18 protein-coding genes are annotated in these 25,795 nt (G+C 45.1%); 14 read left to right on the forward strand and 4 right to left on the reverse strand.

The window, feature by feature from the left end; genetic code table 11:
- Positions 1-130 precede the first annotated feature (130 nt).
- Positions 131-1,600 (forward strand): hypothetical protein, encoded by a 1,470-nt coding sequence (locus L0992_19740; protein XGB70246.1) that lies wholly within the window; start codon positions 131-133, stop codon positions 1,598-1,600.
- Complete coding sequence (locus tag L0992_19745) at positions 1,600-3,180, forward strand: GGDEF domain-containing protein (protein ID XGB70247.1); 1,581 nt, start codon at positions 1,600-1,602, stop codon at positions 3,178-3,180. Before L0992_19740 ends, L0992_19745 begins: the two co-directional genes overlap by 1 nt.
- A 93-nt stretch (positions 3,181-3,273) precedes the next feature.
- Here the strand turns inward: L0992_19745 and L0992_19750 are convergent, their stop codons facing one another.
- Positions 3,274-4,176, reverse strand: a complete 903-nt coding sequence (locus L0992_19750) for a DMT family transporter (protein XGB70248.1) — start codon at positions 4,174-4,176, stop codon at positions 3,274-3,276.
- A 250-nt stretch (positions 4,177-4,426) separates the two neighbouring features.
- Between L0992_19750 and L0992_19755 the strand changes: the two genes are divergently transcribed.
- The 6 genes from L0992_19755 (at position 4,427) to L0992_19780 (ending at position 10,056) form a co-directional block, all read left to right on the forward strand.
- Positions 4,427-4,822, forward strand: coding sequence for a DUF3302 domain-containing protein (locus tag L0992_19755; protein ID XGB70249.1), 396 nt, complete (start codon positions 4,427-4,429; stop codon positions 4,820-4,822).
- On the forward strand, positions 4,822-5,952 hold the full coding sequence (locus L0992_19760; GenBank protein ID XGB70250.1) for an HlyD family secretion protein: 1,131 nt from the start codon (positions 4,822-4,824) through the stop codon (positions 5,950-5,952). The genes L0992_19755 and L0992_19760 overlap by 1 nt, the downstream gene beginning before the upstream one ends.
- Before the next feature lie 326 nt (positions 5,953-6,278).
- A complete protein-coding gene (locus L0992_19765) occupies positions 6,279-6,827 on the forward strand; it encodes an ECF-type riboflavin transporter substrate-binding protein (protein ID XGB70251.1) in 549 nt (182 codons plus the stop codon).
- Positions 6,828-6,833: 6 nt separating this feature from the next.
- Positions 6,834-8,528, forward strand: a complete 1,695-nt coding sequence (locus L0992_19770; GenBank protein XGB70252.1) for an ABC transporter ATP-binding protein — start codon at positions 6,834-6,836, stop codon at positions 8,526-8,528.
- On the forward strand, positions 8,525-9,364 hold the full coding sequence (locus L0992_19775) for an energy-coupling factor transporter transmembrane protein EcfT (protein ID XGB70253.1): 840 nt from the start codon (positions 8,525-8,527) through the stop codon (positions 9,362-9,364). The genes L0992_19770 and L0992_19775 overlap by 4 nt, the downstream gene beginning before the upstream one ends.
- 221 nt (positions 9,365-9,585) lie before the next feature.
- The gene (locus L0992_19780) at positions 9,586-10,056 is read left to right on the forward strand and encodes a TetR/AcrR family transcriptional regulator (protein ID XGB70254.1); all 471 of its coding nucleotides are present in this window, start codon (positions 9,586-9,588) and stop codon (positions 10,054-10,056) included.
- 79 nt (positions 10,057-10,135) lie between these two features.
- Here L0992_19780 and glgB read toward each other — a convergent pair whose 3' ends face one another.
- The 3 genes from glgB to L0992_19795 form a co-directional block, all read right to left on the reverse strand.
- Positions 10,136-12,319, reverse strand: a complete 2,184-nt coding sequence (glgB, locus tag L0992_19785) for a 1,4-alpha-glucan branching protein GlgB (GenBank protein XGB70255.1) — start codon at positions 12,317-12,319, stop codon at positions 10,136-10,138.
- A gap of 175 nt (positions 12,320-12,494) precedes the next feature.
- On the reverse strand, positions 12,495-14,675 hold the full coding sequence (gene malQ / locus L0992_19790) for a 4-alpha-glucanotransferase (GenBank protein ID XGB70256.1): 2,181 nt from the start codon (positions 14,673-14,675) through the stop codon (positions 12,495-12,497).
- Between the two features lie 176 nt (positions 14,676-14,851).
- Complete coding sequence (locus L0992_19795; GenBank protein XGB70257.1) at positions 14,852-17,305, reverse strand: glycogen/starch/alpha-glucan phosphorylase; 2,454 nt, start codon at positions 17,303-17,305, stop codon at positions 14,852-14,854.
- A gap of 567 nt (positions 17,306-17,872) precedes the next feature.
- Here L0992_19795 and malT point away from each other — a divergent pair.
- The 6 genes from malT to rsgA all read left to right on the forward strand — a co-directional run bounded on the left by malT (position 17,873) and on the right by rsgA (position 25,446).
- Positions 17,873-20,581, forward strand: a complete 2,709-nt coding sequence (malT, locus tag L0992_19800) for an HTH-type transcriptional regulator MalT (protein ID XGB70258.1) — start codon at positions 17,873-17,875, stop codon at positions 20,579-20,581.
- A gap of 583 nt (positions 20,582-21,164) precedes the next feature.
- Positions 21,165-22,085 (forward strand): DUF368 domain-containing protein, encoded by a 921-nt coding sequence (locus L0992_19805; GenBank protein ID XGB70259.1) that lies wholly within the window; start codon positions 21,165-21,167, stop codon positions 22,083-22,085.
- A 196-nt stretch (positions 22,086-22,281) separates the two neighbouring features.
- Positions 22,282-22,722, forward strand: a complete 441-nt coding sequence (locus L0992_19810; GenBank protein XGB70260.1) for a hypothetical protein — start codon at positions 22,282-22,284, stop codon at positions 22,720-22,722.
- Positions 22,719-23,315 (forward strand): SCO family protein, encoded by a 597-nt coding sequence (locus L0992_19815; protein ID XGB70261.1) that lies wholly within the window; start codon positions 22,719-22,721, stop codon positions 23,313-23,315. Before L0992_19810 ends, L0992_19815 begins: the two co-directional genes overlap by 4 nt.
- Before the next feature lie 83 nt (positions 23,316-23,398).
- Positions 23,399-23,857 (forward strand): copper chaperone PCu(A)C, encoded by a 459-nt coding sequence (locus tag L0992_19820; protein XGB70262.1) that lies wholly within the window; start codon positions 23,399-23,401, stop codon positions 23,855-23,857.
- 524 nt (positions 23,858-24,381) lie between these two features.
- On the forward strand, positions 24,382-25,446 hold the full coding sequence (rsgA, locus tag L0992_19825; GenBank protein XGB70263.1) for a ribosome small subunit-dependent GTPase A: 1,065 nt from the start codon (positions 24,382-24,384) through the stop codon (positions 25,444-25,446).
- The last annotated feature ends 349 nt before the right edge of the window (positions 25,447-25,795 follow it).

Raw genomic sequence — 25,795 nt, forward strand, 5'->3', positions numbered from 1 at the left:
AGGTAACACCCATAAATGGAAAAGATAGATGTTCCTTTGACGCTCTACGAAAGATAATTGGTGCTTATCCTAAATCACACTCTTATAATGATTGTGTTATCAATATGTTCGATAATTATGGATCTAAGCCTTGGACAAAAATCAGTACCTTCTTGAAACAGAACTAGAACAACTCAAAACTCGCGTCGACTCTGAACCATTGGTGATCCTTGAGATTGCGCAACAATGCCTCGTCAGATCTGAGCAAGTTCTGTTTGAAGAGGGCGCGATCCAGTCGCTGATGTTAATGGCAAGATGTTGTTGGAACCTGATGGATTACCAGAAAGGTTTAAAATACATCAAAGAAGCCTACAAGCGACAAATCCGATTAGACACCGATCTTTTTCTCCCTGAAATCCTCCACTTACACGCGCTCCAATTCTGGGGACAAGCCAAGTATTACTCTGCACAACAGTTCTGGATCAATGCCTTAGAGCAGTCAGCCCTAGTTGATGAAGTTGAAATACAGATCGAATGCCTGATTGGCCTCGGCAACATTTGGCGAATGACCCATGAATACAAGCTAGCCCGCTCGACCCACCAACTTGCCGTAAAAGTCGCGAACAACAGTCGCATTGGTTGGTTAGAAGGCAAAGCAAGAATACTGCTTGCGTGGGATTACTACCTGCTCAACAATTATGTTGAAATGTTGTCGGTACTCGACGGCGCAGAAGAAGCATTAAAAGAACATAAAGATAATACCTGGCATGCAGAAGTCTGGGATTTCAGAGGCTTAGCCCTACTTGGCCTTGAGCGTTTAGATGATGCAGAGCGTGCCACAGCCAAGGCACATAAGTTAGCTGTCGAACATAACCTTATATGGATGAAGGCCCACTCTTACATCAGCCGAGCTCGTCTAGAGCTGCTAAGAAAAAGACCAGAACAAGCAGCCGAACTGCTTAGGCTTGCGGAAGAGTCAGCAAACGAATTCGATAATGGCGAACTGCTCAGTCAGATTTGTTACCAACAATCTTTAGTCGCAGAAGAAAACCAAGATTTCAAAGCCGCGTTAATCGCCTTTAAAAAGTACCGTCAATATTCTATCGGTATGCTTCGAGAGCAAACGACTCGTGTCGGTTTAGATAAAGCGCGCAGTTCAAAACGCCAACTTGAACAGAGGGCCAGAAAACTCATCAATCGCATTCGTGGCCAACACGAGTATGACCCAGAGAAGCACCTATCTTATGTGGTTTCCGAAACCTTTTGGTGGGAACAACTGGTGCTTTTCAAAACAGAACTTAAACGTTCAAACCACAGCATCATCATGTTCCAACACGTCGATACAGATTACTTAGATGTCTGTACTGAGATTGCTCATGCTTTGTGTAACCAGAACGATTTCATCTCCAGACTGAGCTCAGAGCGTGTCGCGCTTATGCTATCCGAAAAAGGAGAAGCCGCAGAGCAAACCTTCCAAACGCTGAGCACCATGCTTGATATCTATCCATGGCATAGAAAGGGATTAAAAGGCTCTAAGCCGACTGTCAGCCTCAATGACATTTTGACGTTCCCTTTCACTCTTGAACAACTAGAAGAAGACGATGCCGAGGTAACCGATTAATGGAAACGCTATTAAGTAAGATCACAGACGCTGGTTTGGACCCTTCGTCGGTATCGGGTGAAGAAGCGATCATATTCTGGGACCACATTCGTCAGCACGTATCGACGACTAAAACAGAACAAGCGCACTGTTACATCATCAGCTCGGAATACCGCACTGAGTTACAACAAAATCAAACCAGCATCGAAGAGCTAAGGTTGGCACTCGACCTACTCCACCTACCTACTGACATTGAAGACATTCTGACTGTAAAAACTAGCCTAAGTGATCGCTTGGTCGAGATTGGTGATTACACAGCAGCACTCAATGAGTTCGTCAGTTCTTCATCAATCGCTGTAGAGCACGGTTACATCGATGAATATGTCATGGCGATTTTGGGTATGGGTAACCTATGTGATGCCTACGGCGATCACGGCAGAGCCCTTCGCTACTACCAGAAAATCAACAGCATCGACCATGCAATAAGTAGTCGCTCACTTCGCCTTAAGTTCAAGCTGCACATGGTGGCAAGTCTGTTATTGCTCAACCGAATTACCGCAGCCAGTGATTTGCTGAATGAGTGCGAAGAACTGAGTATTTTGGTCAGTGACAAGTTGCTTACCGCTCAAATTTTGCTTTATCAAGCAAAGGTGCTGCGTGCTAAGAAGAAATACAACGAAGCGCTACGTTGCCTATCTAAGGTTCAGTATTCAGCCAACAATACACAAGCAAGTTGGCTAGCAACCATGACTCGACTCGAACTTGCACACTGCCTCAGCGCAACGGGCAAGCAAGAGTACGCGAGCATGATCTTGTCGAGCACCGACAAGCGCGTAAAAGCTTATTCATCCCCTGTACTTGCTAAGCGTTTCTATGACTCGTTAAGCGACGTGTGTATGAATCAAGGACGTTTTCAAGAAGCACTGAGCTATGAGAAGAAAGGCTACCGAATTGAAACGGACCTGATGAAACAGATCCCTATCAGTGAACTTGGTGCAAGCCAACTTCGCCGCCTGTCTCGATTCGAACTGCAACTCAAGCTAATCCTATCTGAGCAGGAGAATCGAGAGCTGAAAGAGACCACAGAGCAACACAAAAATGCCGTGGCTCAGCTACAACAAGATGTGTTCACTGACCCGCTGACTGGTTTACATAACCGTCGCTGGTTAGATGTGAAGCTAAAAGACATGCTGTTGCACGAGACCTCATTTGCATTAATGGTTGTCGATATTGACCACTTTAAATCGATTAACGATGAACTTAGCCATTTAGTCGGCGATAAAGCGATTGTCAGCGTGTCTCAAGAGCTGCGTTCTTACTTTAAATTCAGAGGTGCTTCGTGTGTCCGATTTGGAGGCGAAGAGTTCTTAGTCATCCTAGAGAACACCAATCTGGCTAAGGCAGAAATGCACTCAGAAAACTATCGAGAGCGCATCTTCCAATTTGGCTGGCATGAGATACTGGGAGAGCGTGGCTTAACCGTCAGTATTGGTATCACTTTGCACCGCGAGGGCGAGAATACTCAGCGTACTTTCTACCGAGCAGATAAAGCACTATACCGAGCCAAAGCCAACGGCCGTAACCAGGTGTGCACTGAATAGGTAAACAGGATTAGAGTAAGTACAACGTATGCTCTGTACTTACTCACCATCAATAATCGCAGACCCACGATGAACTATCGATAACAGGCTGTGCTATTGATAGAAAAACAGAGATATTCCACCTAACGCAGCAAGTGTGCCGATGATACTTTGCTTCGACACCTTCTCTCCTTTAAGCGCGTAAATCACCAAAATAAAGACCGGGCTGGTCGCTATCAGTGTTTGAGCAATCGCAGGGTTGGCATTTTTCAACGCTACTTGCTGCAACCATAACGCGAGAAACGTTCCGACGAAGATTGCCCCTAAAAGCCAAAGCTTATCCAGCTTAGTCATCACCCATAAATCTCTTTTTATTGCGGCATACGGCTTCTTCTCAATAAATGGAATAATCAGCATCACGGCAAACACGCCAATCGTCAGACGAATCAAGGCGCCTAACAATGGCGGAATATCACCAGCGACTAAGGCATAGTGAGAAATTACCACGCCCGAAGCCTGACATACACTTGCCACAAACCCATAGCCAATGCCGCTCCACTGCGCTTTGTCACTCGATTCACCATTAGTCGATTTAGAGGGCTGAAACACAACAAAAGTGACGGCGAGCGTCGTGATTACAACACCTAGCCAGCTTTGTAAAGTCAAGGCTGCGCCAAGGAACATCAATGCGAGCACACCAGAGAGTGGAGGAGCCAAAGACTCAAGCAACAAGGTTTTGTTCGCACCAATTCTTTTCAAGGCTGCAAAATAAGCGCTATCTCCAATGGCAATGCCAATAACCCCTGAAATGGCCAATATCCAAAAGTGACTGGCACTGAGCTTAAAGTCTGGCATTGGGATAAGAGGCATCACCAGCAACATCATGCCCGAAGCCACTACGCCCTTAATAATATTGAGCTGCATTGCAGAGAAACGGTGGCCAAACTGGCCATAAATCCAAGTTGCACACGCCCACACGATAGCCGCTCCAATCGCCGCTATTTCACCTATATACATTTGTATTCATCCTTGGGGTTATGTACATCCACTAACATTACTCCAGTCATCGCTTCATTAGAATTCCAAACAAGAACACAGAAGAAGCCTCTCCAAACAGGATGACGATTTTATAAGATGCAGCAATAATATCGTTCACATTAGAAGCGAAAACACATTATTTGTAACTCGGTAAATCATTTCGATAACAATTACTTGGATGATAGCGTAGTATATTTATAACTAATATCTAACATTACAAGGATCTGTTATGTTTTTAGACTACTTTGCGCTCGGTCTACTTATTTTCGTAGCATTAGTAATCTTTTACGGCATCATCGTTATTCACGATATTCCCTATGAAATTGCGAAAGAACGCAATCACCCTCATCAAGATGCTATTCATGTCTCAGGCTGGGTTAGCCTATTCACCTTACACACTATTTGGCCATTCCTTTGGATTTGGGCGACGCTATGGCGCAAAGATCGCGGTTGGGGCTTCGCTAAACTCGAAGAAGAGCAGCACGATATTCACCACCGTGTTGACACCTTAATCGACCAAGTTAGCACCCTTCAACAAGAAATCGCGCAACTCAAACAAGCCGATTCCGTTAAAGCGGAGCAAAATAAAGATCAGAATAACGCTCAAGATCAGGAGGTTAAGTAATGGATTTACTGCTGATAATGACCTATGCGGCACTTTGTATCACCATTTTCAAGGTGTTCAACATTCCGCTAAATAAATGGACGGTTCCAACTGCGGTACTTGGTGGCGTCATCATCATAGGTACATTGATCCTTTTGATGAACTATAACCACCCTTTCACACAGATCGGTAACCAAGTTTACTCAACAACGCCTGTTGTTTCCGGTGTTCGAGGCAAAGTAATTGAAGTGCCTGTGGAAGCGAATAAACCTCTAAAAAAAGGCGATATTCTTTTCAAAATCGATCCTATTCCGTTCGAGGCTGAGGTCGCAAGATTAGAGGCGAAAGTAAAAGAAGCAAGCCAGGGTGCGCTAGGAATGGAATCTGATGTCGCTGAAGCAGAAGCAGCGAGAATCAAAGCGATTGCTGAGAGGGATAAAGCCCAACGTGAATTCTCTCGTTACAAACGCGGCTACGACAGTGGCGCCTTTACTGAGCAACAATTGGATACTCGCAGACAAGCTTATAAAGCATCAGAAGCTGCCGTTAAAGTGGCAGATGCGACCTTAGAAAGAACAAAAATTGCTTTGGATTCTGAGATAGGTGGTGAGAACACTGCGGTGTTAAGCCTATTAGCGGAATTGCGTAAAGCTCAGTTTGACTTAGAACAGACTGTGGTTCGCGCGCCAACAGATGGTTACGTGACGCAACTGGCCCTTCGCCCAGGTGTCATGGCCGTGCCACTTCCACTGGCGCCAGTAATGACGTTTGTTCACACCGAAGCTCAGTTCTACACCGCAGCCTTTAGACAGAACTCCTTGCAGCGTCTACAACCAGGGTTCGAAGCTGAGTTTTTATTCAGAGCTCTGCCTGGCAAAGTATTTAAAGGCCGTATTGATGAAGTATTGCCAGCGATTGGTGAGAGCCAATTCCAAGCTCGAGGTGCTTTACTAGGTACGGATGCTCTGCGTACCAGTGGTCGCGTGTTTGTTAAGTTAACCATCACTGATGACCTATCTGAATACCATCTACCTATGGGTACTGCGGTTGAGGTTTCGGTTTATTCAGACAGCTTCACTCACGTGTCTATCATGCGTAAGGTGCTTATTCGTATGAAGAGTTGGCAGAACTATCTATACCTAGACCACTAAGTCACTGTCATCTAGACCAAGAAATTAGCGATACTTAGCCCTTCAATGGAACTAACACATTGTTAATATGAATGAAAAAGCCAGACCCGCTCTGGCTTTTTTGTTGTTTGATTAACCGTAAATTTGCGTATTTTTCATCATATCTAGGTGTTCAGATGGAATTTTAGACATCTAGACACTTACCTTCCCTTATGGAAGGGTTCTACTGTATAATGCGCGCCTTATTTTTTATATTTGCCCAAAAAACGTTCTCATTGAGACGCATATTAATAATGGCGAATATTCGTTCTTTATCATGTTTTATCTTTCAGTATTCGAGGTTATCTATGAACTTTTCAGCTAAAACAGTCGTCGTTATCGCCATTGGCGCGGCACTGTACGGCATTGGTGGTTTACCTATGTTTGGTGTCCCAGTGTTTGCGAACACGACATTGAAACCAGCAATGGCAGTTCTAGCACTGTTTTCTGTTTTGTTCGGCCCAATTGTAGGCTTCTTGGTCGGCTTCATTGGCCACTGGGTAACAGACTTATTCGCAGGCTGGGGCGTATGGCTAACTTGGGTATTGGGCTCAGGTATCGTGGGCATGGTTATTGGTCTATTTCCTATGATGACTAAAAACCGTCTTCAACAAGGCGAACTGCCAATGAAAGATTTTGCGCTATTTGTCGTACTGGCTCTCGCAGGTAATGTTGTCGGCTACGGCTGTTCTGCATTCCTAGATACCATCTTATACGCAGAACCGTTTACTAAAGTCTTCACTCAACTGTCTATCATCGCAGCGGGTAATACCGTTCTGATCGCTGTTGTTGGCTTCCTGATCCTAAAATCAGTCGCTAAGCGTAACAAACAAAGCCGCAACCTGACTGAGGCATAAGCGATAATGACTATAGCATTTTCGAACTTCTCTTTTAGATATGAGTCGCTGGATAAACCGACGCTAAAAAATATCAATCTAAGGATAGAGAAAGGAGAGAAAATCGTCATTATTGGACCAAGTGGTAGTGGTAAATCTACCCTAGGTCAGTGTCTTAACGGTCTAATCCCTCACGCGATTAAGGGTGAGGTCACCGGCTCTTTAGAGATCAACGGCAAGAACATCTCTGAGTTTTCAATGCACGACTATACCGAGCAAGTCGGCACGGTATTGCAAGATACTGACAGCCAATTTGTCGGCTTAAGTATCGGCGAAGACATCGCATTCGCATTGGAAAACCAGTTAATGTCGAACATCGATATGTATCCTCTCGTTAAGTCGACTGCAAAAATGGTCGACTTGGCGGATATGCTTGATCGCTCTCCACACGACCTTTCTGGTGGTCAAAAACAACGAGTATCGTTAGCGGGTATCTTAGTTGATGACGTTGATATCTTGCTGTTTGATGAGCCTCTGGCCAGCCTTGACCCTAAGACGGGCAAGGCAACGATTGAGATCATCGACCAACTGCATAAAGAAACCAACAAAACTATCGTGATTATCGAGCACCGCCTTGAGGATGTTCTACATCGCGATATTGATCGTGTGATCTTAATGGAACGCGGCGAAATCGTTGCAGACATGACACCCGATGAAATCTTGGCTTCTGAACTGCTTGAGACACACGGTATTCGTGAACCGCTTTATCTATCAGCCCTTAAAGCAGCCAAAGCACCTTTAACAAGCGAAGACAAGCTGTCCAATCTCAAAGCTTTAGATTACAAAAGGTTCCGTCCTGCGGTTCAAGCTTGGTTTGCTGAACGCCCTACTCCCGTTGCTGAAAAACAGTATCAACCTTTGCTCGAAGTGCATGGCCTGACTTACTCTTACGACGGTGAAAAAAACGCACTCGAAGATGTCAGCTTTAAGATTGGCAAGGGTGAGTTTGTTTCAATATTGGGTAAGAACGGTTCAGGTAAATCGACCATCACCAAGATTATCATGGGTGTGATTGACGCGGATTCTGGCTCTTCGTATCTTAACGGCGAAGACCTATCTGAGCTTTCTATCTTCGAAAGAAGTCAGAAAGTCGGTGTTGTCATGCAGAACCCGAACCATATGATCTCGCATCATATGATCTTCGACGAAGTTGCATTTGGCCTTCGTAACCGTGGCGTTACAGAAGACGAAATTAAAGACAAAGTAGAAAACATTCTTGAGCTTTGTGGCTTGAGTAAGTTCCGACACTGGCCAATCGAAGCACTTAGCTACGGTCAGAAAAAGCGCGTAACAATAGCGTCTATCTTGGTTTTAGAGCCAGAACTTCTGATCTTAGATGAGCCAACAGCAGGTCAAGATTACCGTAACTACACATCAATGCTGGCGTTTATTCAAAAACTCAACCGCGACCTAGGTATCACCGTTGTGATTATCTCACACGACATGCACCTCGTTCTCGAGTACACCACACGTTCAATCGTGATTGCAGACAGCAAGCTGATTGCCAATGCCGCGATGACGGAAGTATTCAGCCAGCCATCTCTGTTAGAACGCGCAAATCTTTGTACCACCAGCATTTATGAACTCGCGACCATGATGAAAATCGACGACACCAATGCATTTATGCAGTACTTCATCGACTACGAGAGAAGCGCTCAATGAATGCATCAAAAGTAAAATTCGGCATCAATTACATCGATACCAAATCGCCGCTGCACGCTCTCAATGGCATCACCAAGTTTGCGCTGTTTTTGGCTTGGGTAACCGTTGTACTTACAACGTTCGATCTCAGACTCATCGTTGTTTTGATCCTGACTGGCTTATACCTATTAAAGCTGACTCAAGTTCCTGTGCGAGTTTACAAGCCGCTGTTGATTGGTACGGCAAGTGTTCTGAGCCTAAATGCCTTATTTATGTATTTACTGGCTCCACAACAAGGTCCCGAACTCATCGGCAGTGAAACGCTATTATTGACGCTTCCTGGTAATTACTCATTGAGCCAAGAGACACTGTTTTACTTAGTGACCGTGACGCTCAAATACATGAGCATGTTCCCGATAGCGCTGATCTTTGTTTTCACAACGCACCCAACTGAGTTCGCAGCAAGCCTCAACCGTATCGGAGTTCCTTACAAAATAGCTTATGCGGTGAGCTTAACGCTACGTTACTTGCCAGAAGTTAAGAAAGATTTTGTCAATATCATGCACGCCCAACAGGCTCGTGGTGTAGAACTTTCCAAGAAGGCACCACTCATTACCCGCATCAAAAATGTTGCAAAAGTGTTGGGACCGTTGATTTTTTCAAGCCTAGATAGAGCAGATGAAATATCGAATGCTATGACGCTACGTGGCTTTGGCAGACACAAGTCTCGCACTTGGTATAGTTACGCACCATTAAAACGTATCGATTTTATTTGTTTATTTATCATCGGTTTAATCGTGATATTGGCTATCGCAAAACGTATTCTTGAACCAGCGTTGTTTTGGTATCCATTTTAGTTCTTATTTACCATATATAAACAACAGCTTAAAATAACACACCGCTCAATAGAGCGGTGTTTTTATATGGGCTTAGAGCCGCTTGAAATTCAAGCGAACGATCTATATTTATCGGCTTTTGACGATAAACTGACGTTTTTTTTACCTATAGGGTTTGAGATTTCTATCAGAAACTCTTAATATACGTGTTTACAGAATGTTACACTCAATAGAGATTTGTAATGGCTCGAATTACCCAAGTACAGAAACTAGAAAACCAAAAGCACTACGATGAGATCGTACTAAACCTTTTTCTGGCTGAAGGACATGAAGCACTAACTTATGCAAGGATTGCTCAAGAAATTGGCATTAGTTTAACGACGCTTCAGGGCTATTATTCATCGACACGCGCTATCCGTTCAGTGCTCCACAAGCACATGTTGTCGATTGTTATCCAAAGCTTAGACTTCTCGTCAGAAGCGGCGTTTGTTCAATCTTGGCAAGATGCTTTAGATGATGAACAATTCCGCTACGTTATCAAACTCATGTTTTTCCATGCATCTCAGGTCAAAAGCCCTGAAGAGTTCGACCTCAGCTCAAATGGTGAATTTCGTGAGAAGATGTTTGAGAACTTTGGTACCGACTCGGTGCGCATTCTTGAAACTGTCGTCGGACGCTCAATGTTCTATCTTACGAACTTTAAGCAGCATTAAGCTAAACGAACATTTATATTCAATACAAAAAGGGAGCCTGAAGGCTCCCTTTTTTATACTTCCTACTACGCGAATTATGTTACGAATTCAGCTTATAGAAGACTGTTGATAGCGGCGGCAAACGCAACTCAATCGATGTATCCAGACCTTCGCTTGCTACTGATTCGATCTCCGCAGTCTGCTTCACTTCAAAACCACTACCGGCGTAGTCAGTCGAGTCTGTATTCAACAATAGTGAGTACTCACCTTGTACTGGAACGCCTAAACGGAAGTGCTCGTGAGGAACTGGCGTAAAGTTAGATACCACCAAGACACGCTCACCAGATTCACTGATACGTTCGTGCGCTAGAATGCTCGCTTCTGCTGAATCTTGAAGACGCCATTCAAAGCCTGTCGGGTCAAAATCAAGATCGTGCATTGCAGCTTCAGAACGGTACAGATTATTCAGGTCTTTGGTTAAACGCTGAACACCTTGATGACGCTCATAATCTAATAAGAACCATTGAAGCTGGTCGTCATGGTTCCATTCAGCCGTTTGACCAAATTCCGCCCCCATGAAATTCAACTTCTTACCCGGTTGCGCATACATGTAACCCATGTAAGCACGTAGGTTAGCTGTTTGCTGCCACTCATCGCCTGGCATCTTGTTATGGATAGAACCTTTACCGTAAACCACCTCATCGTGAGACAGAGACAATACGTAGTTCTCACTGTGTGCATAAACCAGCGGGAAGGTAATCGTATCGTGGTGATATTTACGGTTGATTGGGTCTTCTTGAATGTAAGACAAGCTATCGTGCATCCAACCCATGTTCCACTTAAAGCCGAAGCCTAAACCGCCCATAAAGGTTGGTGCTGAAACACCAGGGAAAGCCGTCGACTCTTCCGCAATGGTCATCGCATTCGGGAAGTGCTTGTACACTTCTTCGTTCATCCACTTAAGGGTAGCGATAGCATCGTAGTTTTCGTTGCCACCATCCACGTTTGGAATCCACTGATCATGGCTACGTGAATAATCCAGGTACAGCATCGAAGCTACTGCATCAACACGGATACCATCAATATGGAATTGCTCAAACCAGTACAGCGCATTTGCCACCAAGAAACGACGCACATGTTCACGACCTAAGTCATAGATGTACGAGTTCCAGTCTTGGTGCCAACCACGACGTGGGTCTGGATCGTGGAACAATGGCGTACCATCAAAATTAGCTAAACCGTGATCATCGCTTGGGAAGTGAGCTGGAACCCAGTCAAGCACAACGCCAAGACCCGCTTGGTGACATTGGTCTACGAAGTATTTGAAGTCATCCGGTGAACCGAAACGGCTGGTTGGTGCGAAAAGACCAACAGGCTGGTAACCCCAAGAGCCATAGAATGGGTGCTCTGAAACAGGCATCAATTCAACGTGCGTATAGCCAAGATCCGTTAGGTATGGAATCAGTTCTGCCGCTAACTCACGGTAATTGAGGAATTCGCCTTCAGCATTACGCTTCCAAGAACCGGCATGCAATTCATAGAACGAAAGCGCTTCTTTACGCTTTTGCGTCACTGGACGATTCTGCCACTTAGCATCTTGCCACTCATAACGAGCGTGATCGTAAGTCACAGATGAGAATGATGGGTATTGCTCAGAGTAGAAACCCCATGGGTCAGCTTTGTGTGGTAAGCCTTCGCCATCAGGTCCTTTTAATTCAAACTTGTATTGAGCGCCCTCTTCCAGTTCTGGAATGAATAGGCCCCACATACCGTAATCTAGACGCTGCATTGGGTGGCGGCGACCATCCCAAGCGTTGAAGTTACCTACCAAGCTTGCCGCTGTTGCGTGCGGTGCATACACCAAGAAACGAGTACCTGAAATCGTCTGTCCATCACGCTCTAGCGTAATAAACTGAGCCCCCATGTGATGGTACATATCTTTCGGTGTGTGAAGATCTTCATAGCTCGCGTACAAATCATGGTACTGATATGGATCATCAATGATCTGCTCTACTCCAGCCCAATCAACCGCAAGCTTATAGTGAGTAAAACGTAAGTCTCTTTCTTGCTTAAGAATGAAACCACTTTCACCCTCTCGCGCTAACTCAATACGAGGTTCCTTTCCAACAATCAACTCGACTTTATCTGCTCCAGGAATCCATACACGTAATGCACCTTGATCAGAAGGTAGGTATGGACCTAAAAACGCAAATGGGTCTGTGAAGCAAGCCTGTGATAGTTGGGTATATATTTGTTTTTGCTTTGAAATCGAACTTAGTTCCAAAACGTTTCTCCCTAACCAAACATCCAAAAAATATAATACAAAAATGCCCGCTATTAGTGCGGGCAATATAACGACGGTTTATTCTACCAGATGAGCATTCATTATTGAGTGACCGAGGTTGTAGTTTCGTACGCCGTAAGCAAAAAACCACCTATATTCAAGTCACTCAATGTCATTACTTACCTGCTTTTTCTCGAACGTCTGTCAGCTTAGAAGCGATACGATTAACGCCTTCATGAGCAAAGATTTCGTCCAAGTTCATTGATAGTTTACGACGCCAGTTCGGATACTCATCGACGGTACCAGGAATGTTTACTGGCTTATCCATCTCTAGCCAGTCTTCCAATTGAACACTTAGTAATGTTGAACCACCAGCAGCAACGTGCAGTTGAAGTGCTTCCGCTAGGTAAGAGTCCATAGGTACTTGGCTTGCATCGCGGCCAACACCTTCAGGTAGGAAACCATGCCATGCCACTGAATCTAAGATACCTTGCTTACACTCAAGACGGTCATCGAACAGAGTTTCTAGCTGTGCTGCGTCTGGGTATAAACCAATCTCTTGACCCATCTTCAAATCATCACAGTGCCAGAAGCCGCGTAATGTTGGCATATCGTGTGTACACAGTGCCGCCATTGATTGTGATGCGTAGTGTTTCGGAGAGATGAAACCACCATCTTCTTCTGATGTTTCGAAGAAGAACACTTTGTAAGAGTGCACGCCAGCATCCGCTAGGATGTCTACAATCTCATCTGGCACCGTACCTAAGTCTTCACCGATAACGCTACATTGGTAACGGTGAGATTCAAGCGCAAGAATCGAGAGCATATCTTGTACTGGGTAGTAGATGTATGCGCCCTTCGTTGCGTTTTCACCTTTTGGAATCCACCATAAACGTAGCAGACCTAACACGTGGTCAATACGCAGTGCACCACAGTGTTTCATGTTCGCACGAAGCAGCTTGATGTAAGCATCGTAGCTTGTCTCTAGAAGCACTTCTGGGTTCAGTGGTGGTAAGCCCCAGTTTTGGCCTAGAGGACCAAGGATATCTGGTGGAGCACCGATGCTCGCATCCATAACTAGGTTGCCTTCATCAGCCCAAGTCTCGCTACCTGAATCTGCAACGCCAACCGCTAGGTCTCGGTACAGACCAACCGCCATGCCTTTCTCTTCAGCAAGCGATTGAGCATCATTGATTTGGCAATCTGCTAACCATTGCAGGTACATGTAAAGATGCACTTGCTCTAGGTTTTCTTTGATGTACTTCTGTGTAGCTGGGCTGTCGAATGTGCGGTACTTCTCAGGGAATACCGGCCATCCCCACATGCCAGAATCTTTAGCATGCAGTTCACCGTGCAGTGCATCGAACGCCGCTTGATGCATCAGGCTGTCGCCGCCCTCTTCCACAAACGCTAGGAAGGCTTGCGCGCGGTCGCTGTTTTTGTCTAGGTGACGAGTCTTAAACTCTGCGAATAGCAAAGGCAAAATGCTCATCTTCAGCTCAGACACTTCGGTGTAGTTCACCCAGTGTGCATCACGAGCTTTCTGTAGGCGCTGTTGGAACTCTGCGCTGCCTACGGTTTGTTGTGCTTCTGCACTTAATGCGAATTCAGGTACTGAGCTCACATCAATGTATAAGATGTTCAACCAGCGACGTGAAGACGGGCTGTATGGGCTCGCACCTTCAGGGTTCGCAGGGAACAATGAGTGAATCGGGTTTAGACCGACAAAGTCACCGCCGCGAGACGCGATATCAGCAACCAACTGTTTTAGGTCGCCGAAGTCACCAATACCCCAGTTGTGCTGAGTTCTTAGTGTGTAAAGCTGAACACTCGGTCCCCAAAGCTTTTTGCCTTGCTCTATTGGAGACTGCTTGAAACACGCTTTTGGCGTAATGATCAGTGTCATCTCGTAAGGCTTCTTACGGCGCTTACGGCTCACAATTAGCTTGTGATAACCCCATGCCAAATCACTTGGCAATGCAAACACTAAAGGGCCACCCTCTGCACGCTCATCACGAACGACTTGAGATTGAAGATAGCCTTCGAGTACCTCTCCTTGCTCGGTTTCTAAGCGCCAGCTGAACTCGCTTTCACGAGCACTAACACCTAAATTCAGCGCCACTTCTACTGGCTCACCATCACGCAAGACAAGAACTGGGTCTAGTACATCTTTTTTGTGTTTTCTTTCTGCTGACTTTAATAGTGCATCATCGCTGCTTGTATCGTAGCCCAATGAAGCCAATAGAGACGTAATAGTTTCGTCTGATACCTGTGCTTCATCGCCCCACGCACTAACGTAACTGTCGGCAATGTTTGCCATTTCTGCGACTTGTTTTAATACGGTCTGTTCTTTCATCGCTCTCTCCGAAAACGTTCTGACGCTTTCAATTTTTGTAGGGTTGTTTATTTAATTTTTTACTAATCAATTAGCTTGTGACAATCAGTTTGTAAGCATTGCTATCGGATAAGCCGTCTGTTTGCTCACAAGCTAATTGAGCCAAGGCAGAGGCTGCCTTGGCTACTTGGGAACTATTAACGGTTAACCGCTTCTAGTTTCCAGATGTTGTTCACGTAGTCGCGGATAGAGCGGTCTGATGTGAACTTACCAACCAATGCTGTGTTAAGAATCGCTTTCTTAGCCCAACCTGCTTGGTCTTTGTATTGCGTGCCCATGTCTTCATGCGCTTTCACGTAAGATGCGAAGTCAGCAAGACATAGGTATGGGTCACCACCGTCAAGCAGGCTATCAAACGTTGCACGTAGAAGTCCTGGTTGACCTGGTGTGAACTCGTCGCCAGTCAATAGGTCTAGAGATGCTTTCAGTAGTGGGTCTGCATTGTAGTAGTCGTATGGGTTGTAGCCCTGAGCTTTCAGTGCTTGAACGCCATCAACGTCTAGGCCGAAGATGTAGATGTTCTCATCGCCAACTTCTTCACGAATCTCAACGTTCGCGCCATCCATCGTACCGATAGTTAGAGCGCCGTTTAGAGCCATCTTCATGTTGCCCGTACCAGATGCTTCTTTACCAGCCAGTGAGATTTGCTGAGAAACGTCTGCTGCAGGGATGATGATTTCAGCCATGCTTACACGGTAGTCAGGGATGAATACCACTTTAAGCTTGTTGCCGATACGAGGATCGTTGTTGATCTTCTCTGCAATCTTGTTAACTGCGAAGATAATCTCTTTCGCTAGGTGGTAACCCGGTGCTGCTTTCGCTGCGAAGAAACATACGCGAGGCTCACACTCGAAACCAGGTTCGTTAAGAATACGGTGGTACAGAGATAGAATGTGCAGCAAATCTAGGTGCTGACGCTTGTATTCGTGTAGACGCTTGATTTGAACGTCGAAGATAGCGTTAGTATCTAGCTCGATACCCATGTTCTCTTGAACCCAATCAGCAAGACGCTGTTTGTTTTCTTTCTTAACAGCCATGAATTCTTTTTGGAACTTCGCGTCTGTTGCAAACTTAGCGATGCCTTCTAGCTGCTCAAGTTTTGCAGGCCACTCAGTACCGATCTTGCCAGTAATTAGCGTTGATAGACCTGGGTTACAGAACTTCAACCAACGACGTGGCGTGATGCCGTTCGTTACGTTAGTCAGTTTACCTGGGAAGATTTCGTTGAACTCAGGGAACAAGTCTTTCTTAACCAGTTGAGAGTGAAGTGCAGCTACGCCGTTTACTTTGTAAGAACCAATCACACATAGGTTTGCCATGCGAACCATGCGGTGGAAACCCTCTTGGATGATAGAAAGCTTCGCTTGCTTCTCACCGTCACCAGGCCACATCTTGCGAACTTCTTGCATGAAGCGGTGGTTGATTTCAAAGATGATTTCCATGTGACGTGGAAGAAGACGATTGATCAAAGATTCAGACCAAGTTTCTAGCGCTTCTGGAAGTAGTGTGTGGTTCGTGTAAGCGAACGTGTGAGCACTGATTTCCCATGCTTGATCCCAAGATAGACCTTTCTCGTCAATCAGAATGCGCATTAGCTCAGGAATCGCGATTGTTGGGTGCGTATCGTTAAGCTGAATCGTTTCTTGCTTAGGCAGATCTTCTAGAGAGAAACCTGCTGCTTCGTGACGACGTAGAATATCGCGAACCGATGCTGCTGAGTGGAAGTACTGCTGCATTAGACGCAGTGTCTTGCCTTTCTCGTGGTTGTCGTTCGGGTAGAGAACTTTAGTGATGTTACCTGCATCGATTAGCGAGTGTTGCGCTTCGAAGTAATCACCGTTGTTGAAGCTTGCTAGTGAGAATGGTGCGATTGCCTGACATTCCCAAAGACGCAGCGGGTAAACCGTGCTTGACTCGTAACCTACGATTGGTAGATCCCAAGGCATTGCTTTTACTTCCATACCTGGAACCCAAGTACGTACTTCTTTACCGTCAATGAATTCAACTTCTACATGACCGTAAAAACCAATGTGTTGTGCTAGTTCTGGACGAGCCACTTCCCATGGGTAACCTTCAACACCGCGCCACGCGTCAGGTGCTTCTTGTTGGCGACCGTCTTGGAAAGACTGCTTGAATAGACCGTATTCGTAGTGAAGACCGTAGCCTACTGTTGGGTATTCTTGAGCGGCACAAGAATCCATGAAACAAGCAGCTAGACGACCAAGACCACCATTACCTAGTGATGGGTCGCGTTCTTCTTCTAGAAGGTCAGTTAGGTTTTGACCTAGCTCTTCCATTGCATGAGTGATTTGCTCATACAGGCCCATGCTGATTAGGTTGTTACCTGTCAGACGGCCAATCAAGAATTCTAGCGAAAGGTAGTTAACACTCTTCGCGTTTTTGATTTTTTCATCGTTTTCAGTTTCTAACAGATCGAATGTCGTTAGCTCAGCAAGAGCACGACCCATTGCTAAATACCATGAACGGCTGTCAGCGGTTTCTACTGTTGTTGCGTAGGTTGCAGATAGATGTTTCTTAACACTCTCTTGGAATGACACTTTATCGAAAGTTTTTTGCTGAGTTGGTTTCATTTCAGAAATCTCGCTTTTAATAGTTCTAATTCATCTGTGACATATCGTGCATGGTCACCAATAACTAAACATCCTCCTGGCCGTACGACTAACTAGGAGTAGATGGGAGGGCGTAGGGGGCGTACCCAGATTGGGTTAGTGATCTGACTCTCATGTTCTAGCCCAGAATAAAAACTTGGAGTGATTAAGATCACAAGCTCCCGTTCGATAACTTAACTTCAATTGATGTGACTTTTATTTAACCCATTTAAAGTCATTGCCAAATCTGAGTTTCAGATCACGAAAATATTTTTAGACTCTCATCTATTACATAAAAACATGTGTAAGAAAGGACAAAGTCACATTCACAAACCACCCCGCAAGGTGAGATAAGTCACAAATAAAGGGCGTAGAACCCCAAAAACATGCAGGAGTGCAAGGTTTCTGAGGAGGATCATAGTCGGTATCGTTTTGCTTCACGTAATATGAGTAAAGACTTAAGTAATTAGGCTAATGTCATTGGACTGCACTCAACGATAGATTGGGATATTCCAGAACATAGCCACGGAATAGGTGTAAAACTTCGACATGTGGATCCCTTCGAAACTGACTCGTCCCGGCCGCTTACACAATGCAATTCTGCGACCTAGAGTTCTCGATCTGCTTCAGAACGCAGATTGCTATAAGCTAGTACTGTTCCGCTCTCCAGCTGGATACGGCAAAACCACCATGGCTGCCCAATGGCTGGTAGAAAAACCTAATGTAGGTTGGTACAGCATCGATGATAGTGATAACGATGCCTTCCGTTTCATCAACTACCTACTTCAATCCCTTAATAAAGCGACTCAAAATGCCTGCCCGAATGCCCAAAAGCTGGCAGAGAAACGACAGTTTTCATCGTTGCATTCTTTATTAAGTGAAGTGTTTGCAGAAATGTCTGAATTCCACCACGAGTGTTTCCTTGTGCTAGACGACTATCACTTAGTGAACAATGACGACATCCATGAAGCGATGCGCTTTTTCCTCAAACACATGCCCGACAACCTAACGCTTGTTGTGACTAGCCGTGGCACACCACCGCTTGGCACAGCTAACCTGCGCGTTCGTGATTTGATGATTGAGATCGGCAACGACTCACTGGCTTTTGATACGGAAGAAACCACACGCTTCTTCAATCAACGCGTAGCCGACGGCATTGACGACACGACCGCAGGCAGTATTTGTAGTTATGTAGAGGGTTGGCCTTCTGCATTACAGCTTATTGCCCTTCAAGCACAGCACCAAAAGCGTACGTTGGCACAATCTGCCGAGTCGTTCTCCCACTTTAACCATGCCCATCTTTGGGATTACTTGGTTGAAGAAGTCTTTGACCTGCTAGACAAAGAAACCCGACAGTTCTTGATGCAGTGCTCAGTGCTTGATCACTTCAACGACGAACTTGTTTGCGCACTAACACAACGTGAAGACGCGCTCGGTATGATTGAATCGCTCAACCGATTTGGTTTGTTCATCTACCCTCTTGAAGGCGAGAAGAACTGGTATCGCTTCCATAATCTATTTGGTGAGTTCCTCGCTCACGAGCGCCAAGCTCGCATTCCGCAGCAAGAAGCGGAATTGCATCGCAGTGCCGCTAAAGCTTGGATCAAACAGAAAACGCCTCACCAAGCTTTGCGACACGCACAGCGCGCGGACGATCCACAACTGATTGTTCAGATCCTTAGTGAACACGGTTGGCAGATGTTCAACCAAGGTGAACTTTCATCATTAGAAATGGCGATCAAGCAGCTGACCACGGATCAACTGTACAGCGAACCGAAACTATCAATGCTGCGTGCATGGCTAGCGCAAAGTCAGCACCGTTATGATCAAGTGGGTACTCTGTTAGAAGAAGCCGAAACGCAGTATCAAGCTCGAAACATTGAACTGGATACTCAGCAGCAAGGCCAATACAACGCCTTGCGTGCACAAGTCGCGATCAACAGTAATGAGCCAGAGAAAGCACTCGAGCTTGCAGAGCTTTCATTGAGCCAACTGAATACAACGGTTTACCGTAGTCGCATTGTTGCAACCTCGGTTGTCGGCGAAGTAAATCACGTAATGGGTAATCTGAGCCGTGCTCTACCAATGATGCAGCAAACTGAGAAGTTGGCTCGCCAGTATCAGGTTTACCATCAAGCACTGTGGGCGATTCTGCAACAAAGCGAAATTCTGATTGCTCAAGGCTATGTTCAAGCCGCATTCGAACTGCAAGACAGCGCATTCAAGCTGATTGAAGAACACCAACTTCAATACGTACCTCTACATGAATTCTTATTGCGTGTTCGAGCGCAAATATTCTGGTGCTGGAACCGTTTAGATGAAGCGGAAGAGTGTTGCTACAAGGGCTTAGATATTCTTGGCCACCACTCGCCAAGTAAGCACCTTCATAGCTATTCAATGTTGGCTCGTATTTCACTGAGCCGTGGCGAGATTGATAAAGCATCGAAGTTTATTGACCAGATTCAGCACTTGTTGCGCCAATCAACTTACCATGTGGATTGGACAGCGAATGCGTCACTGTCTCTGATCTTATTCTGGCAAGTGAAAGGCGATAAAGACGCAATCCGTGACTGGTTGAGCGTTGCTGTTCGCCCTGAATCAGCAAGCAACCACTTCTGCCAACTTCAATGGCGTAACATCGTGCGTGCTCACATCATCCTTGAGCAGTATGAAGAAGCAGAAGAAGCGCTAGCATTCCTGAAAAGTGAAGCTCAGCGCTCGCATCTGATTACTGATACTAATAGAAACTTAATTGTTGAAGCGGTATTACGCACCCAGATCAACGATGAAGACAGTGCACGCGTATTGCTAGAAGAAGCCCTACACATGACCAATCAAACTGGCATGGTCGGTAATTTCTTAGTCGACGGTGGTACTATCGGGCATATCTTGGATAAGTTGAGCAACAAGCCAGGCTTGGGTGACTTAGAACGTCACCGAGCACAACAAATCATGAAAGATATCTCGACGACTCAACGCAGTCGCTCGGTACACTTCGACGAAGACTTTGTTGAAAACTTGGTGAATCACCCGAACATACCTGAGCTTGTACGCACAAGCCCACTCACCCAGCGTGAATGGCAAGTACTTGGCTTGATCTACTCCGGGTTTAGTAACGAGCAAATCGCTCAAGAACTTGATGTAGCAGGTACCACAATCAAGACTCACATCCGTAACCTGTACCAAAAGCTCAACATTGCTAACCGTAAAGAAGCGATAAGCACAGCAGAGAACTTGCTGCAGTTGATGGGGTACTAAAACGGACTCTCGATTCGAGATTGATTCGAGATTGATTCGAGATTGATTCGAGAAAACATAAGCTAGTCACCGATGGTGGCTGGCTTTTTTTTCGCTTAGAGAATGGGGAGTAACCGATAAAAGCTAGAGATAGCCAAACGACAGGCAAAAAAATAGCCAACCGCAATAATCGCGATTGGCTCTATATATTTGTGAACAAATCATAGGTTCACTAACAACGTCAGTTGGCTAGGTGACCCTCGGCTTAAGAAGGGTCGGTTAATATAATGCAGTTAGCGTGCCAACTTTTATTCGACGTTTTATAAGCCCTGCATCGCATAAAAACCATGAATTTATCATGCGAATTGCAAAGTGCATTTGCATAATGCAACCAAGATGCAATATCGATAAGGGATCAGTTTCATCGCTGTTCTTAATGACAAATCACTAAGTGGTTGTTATCTATATGTTAGGCAAATATTCACTTCAACTTATTGCCTTACAATTAATAGAGTAATAAAAGCCCTTCCCCAAAAGCATATTCATACTTTTTTTACACTAAAGTTTGTATACTGCACAAAATCATCCTCAACTCTATGAAGCAATGAACTACTTAAGTACTTTTTTCAAAGGCATGGCAATGGGCGCAGCAGACGTTGTCCCTGGCGTGTCGGGCGGAACCATCGCATTCATCACTGGTATCTACGATACGCTGCTAGAAAGCATTCGCAGAATTAACCCTAGCGTACTTGGCCTATGGAAACGCGAAGGCTTCAAAGCCGCGTTTAACCACATCAATGGTTTCTTCCTAATTTCATTGTTCGCAGGCGTATTCACGAGCATTGCGACATTTGCAAAACTGATTTCTTGGTTATTGGTCACCCACCCTGTTCCACTGTGGTCTTTCTTCTTTGGCCTGATCTTAGTGTCGGTTTTCCATATTCTTAAGCAAGTAGAAAAGCGCGATATGATTCGATTCGTCTTTTTACTGCTTGGTGTTGCCTTCGCTTATAGCATTACCGTGCTTAAGCCATTGCAAATGGAGCCAACCAGCATCAACGTCTTGATTGCGGGTGCGATTGCGATCTGTGCGATGATCTTACCGGGTATTTCAGGCAGCTTTATTCTGCTTCTGATTGGCATGTATGGCCCAGTGCTTGGCGCTGTTAAATCGTTTCAAATCGATGTACTTGCCCTATTCCTTGGCGGCTGTGTGATTGGTCTACTGACTTTCTCGCACGTACTCTCTTGGTTACTACGCTCATTCCGCGATTTCACATTGGTGTTCTTAACGGGTTTAATGATCGGTACGCTACCGAAGATCTGGCCTTGGAAAGAAACCATCAGCTGGCGCACCAACTCGAAAGGTGAGCAAGTACCACTGATTCAAGAGAACCTATCTCCGTTCAATTTCGAAGCGGTAACGTCTCAACCTTCTCAGCTTACTTTATCGGTGATCATGATGTTGATGGCTATCGCGTTAGTGCTGGGTTTAGAAAAGTTTGCTGAGCGCAATGCTGACTAATCTCTAACAATCGTGCTTAAGTTAGCATGTAGGGTGCCGAGCTTAGTAGCGACGCACCATATGAAATGAATCAAAGCGAAGCTTATGGCTTCGCTTTTTTATATCTACCATACGCACAAAATTGCTTTTTGATACAAGCACGTATTGAGGGGTATGATAACATCGCCGCTCTTATAAAATTAGATGAGAACTCGACATGCACCCAGCATTAAAGGTTGCAGCTCTTGGAATCGCTCTCGTGGCAGGCTTTTATGGGCCGCAAGCAATTCAGCATTTTAAGTCAGCGATGGAGCAAACTCCCGCTAACGTTAATTTAGATGATTACTGCATGCTTTCAACTGAATCGTGTGAGCAAAATACCGTTGCGATGACGCTTGAGCATGAGACTGCACAGCCTCTGGTTCCGACCAAAATCAAAGTCGTTTGGGAAGGCGCAGCATCTGAAACATTAATGCTGTCACTCACTGGCTTAGAAATGGAAATGGGATCAGCACGTTTTCAATTAAAGAATATTGGCAACAATACCTATGAAGGTGATGTAATTTTACCTGTGTGTACCATGGATAAAATGACTTGGCTTGGCGAACTCACCGATGGTGTTGAAACCGTAAACCCTGCAATAAGGATGGCAAGATGAGTAAGAATTGGTCGTTAGCATTAGTGGTAGCGTTTGTACTTGGCTTTGGTGTCAAAAGCTACCTTGATGGACAAAACGAAGCTCAAGAGCAACATGCTGCAAAACAAGAGTTCTCAGCAACAACCCTTTTCGGTAAAGATAACCAGCCAACGGAAATCTTTGACCAAACCGACGACAGAATCCGTATCGTTTACTTCGGTTTCACACGCTGCCCAGATGTCTGCCCTACCTCACTAGCAATGTTAGCTGGCGCACTTAACCAAGTCTCTGACGAAGCAAAAGCGAAGATTCGCCCGATGTTTGTCTCGCTTGACCCTGAGCGCGATGCCGCAGAAGCTTCTTACGAATACGCACAATACTTCCACCCAATGATGGAAGGGTTAAGTGGCCCGTTGGATGTGACAACAACGCTTGCACATAACTACGGTGTGATTTTCAGAAAGACCAAGCTTGAAGGTTCTGAGCTGGAATACACCCTTGACCACAGCTCATATTTTTATTTTTTAAAGCCCGACGGTACCTTGATTACTAAAGTACCGCACACGTTAACACCTGCACCAATTGTTGAGGCCATCAACAAGCTGACGCAGTAAAACGTAACAACAAAGAACTTAACGAATAGAGTTCAAACATAAAGTCAGGTCCCAGACCAAAACATAAAAATAAGGACAACAACATGAAGTTAAAAGCACTTGCTCTAGCAGGCTTATTGCTCACTCCCTTTGCTCACGCGAATAGCGACATTATGGTTCACGACGCGTACGCTCGCGCAACACCACCTTCAGCAGTGAACAGCGCGGTATTCACGACTCTGATGAACCACAGCGATAAAGATCGCGCTATTGTTTCTGCAACTACACCCGCAGCAGGCAAGGTAGAGCTTCATGATGTTATCGTTGATGGCGACGTAATGAAGATGCGCCAAGTTCAACAAATCACAATCCCTGCGAATGGTGAAGCGGTACTTAAGCCTGGCAGTCTGCACATTATGTTGTTCGATCTAAAAGACGGTCTAAAAGAAGGTGAGCAGATCGAGATGACACTGACTTTCGCGAACGGTGAAACCCAAACCTTTGACGCGCCGGTTAAGAAAGTAATGAGCGGCATGAAAAAGATGAATCACGATCATCACTAATCGGATTCACAATCAATGAAATAAATTAAGCCACGATGACTTCTCGCCATCGTGGCTTTTTGCTAAACTGAGCTCGCTTTTTATTCAAAGCCTGACCACATTAATAACCAAGGAGAATAGAAGATGATTGTAATGAAAACACTAAAACTGGCAGTAAAAGTAACGCGTTAATTTGTTTGGTTAAGCAAACTTTAATCTAGAACGACCAACATCAAGCCATCTACTGGCTACCGCACACTTTTACCCGGTTTACTATTGATCTATAAGTGATCGATACCTGCATGCTCAATAACGCATGACTAAATCCGGGGTCCTATCTATTTGAATTCGACCCAAGTTCAAAACATTTTTGACGTCTCGATGCTTTTATCTCATCAACGCTTTTTGGTCTCATAAACACTTTTTGATCTCCTCAACAAACTGAGATCTCACAAGATGTTAATGCTCTCATAAGACTTTAATGCACTGATAAGACTTTAATGCTCTCACAAGAAAAGAAAGCTCGCACGTCTGGGTAAATAAACATGAATTCACAAAACGCATTTTCTCATCCAATGTCACTTCAACAACTTGGATGGCAACCTGTATTCCAACAACAACTGACACTCGAAGACTATGACCACTCCGTCATTGCTCGTATTACCGCGCACCATCGCAGCGGCTATACACTGGCGTCAGAACAAGGCGAGATCGTTCTGCCTATCCATCAGAACCAACCCGCAATGACGGTTGGCGACTGGGTAATCTTGAACTCTGAGCTGCAATTTGACCGCTTGCTAGAACGTCAATCGCTCTTCAGCCGTAAAGCAGCTGGCAGTCGCGTCGCCGAACAATATATCTCGGCGAACATCGACACGGTTTTTATCGTGGTTTCGTTAAACAACGACTTTAATCTAAGCCGTATCGAACGCTACCTAGCGCTCGCCAATGAAGCACAGGTTGAAGCGGTTATCGTACTCACCAAGAAAGACTTATGTGACGACTACGAAGACAAAGTACAACAAGTGCAAAGCTTAGATTCTATGCTGATGATCGAAGCGGTAAACAACCTAGACCAAGACTCAACTCAAGTCTTGTCACCTTGGTGTAAAACAGGCAAAACCGTCGCTTTGATGGGCTCATCTGGTGTGGGCAAATCTACGCTAGTAAACTCATTGCTTGGTGAAACTCAACAAGCCACGAGTGGCATTCGTGAAGACGACAGTAAAGGCCGTCATACAACCACATCACGATCGCTCCACTTGCTAACATCGGGTGGTTTACTGCTCGATACTCCTGGAATGCGAGAACTGCAACTTGCTGACTGCGCAGAAGGCGTGAGTGAAACTTTTTCTGATGTCGAAGAGTTAGCCATGCACTGCCGCTTCTCTGATTGTCATCATGAATCAGAGCCGGGTTGCAAGATACGCAAAGCCATTGAGGAGGGTGATTTGTCTGAAAGACGATTTACTAACTATCAAAAGTTATTGAGAGAGCAAGCCAGAAATGGCGCCTCATTGGCAGAACAACGCGCGAACAGCAAACAGCTTTCCAAGATGTACAAAACCGTACAGTCTGAAAGCCGAAACATTAAAAAAGCGACTGACTAACCAATCAGGTTAATCAAAATACGCTTTATTTAAACGACTAAGCCCCACCGTGTTAAACACGTGGGGCTTTTTGTTTCAATTTGGTAGCAAAGCGACTATTTATGCACACAATGTTCTTACCTATGAGCATTTACATTTCCAAATTTACAGTATATTAGGTCTAATAAATGTAGTTACGCAGATTTATAGCTCAATCAAAACACAATTATTTAACATTTAGCTCTAAAAACACCACGTAGCGCAAACAATCACCCTAAAAGTAAACTATTCCTAGACACCCTCTTAGATCCCGCTAATATGACCGCCCATTCCACTAGTGTATAGTTGGATTTGGTACAACTTTATAAAA

Source organism: Vibrio pomeroyi (assembly GCA_041879425.1).
Taxonomy (GTDB): Bacteria; Pseudomonadota; Gammaproteobacteria; order Enterobacterales; family Vibrionaceae; genus Vibrio; species Vibrio pomeroyi_A.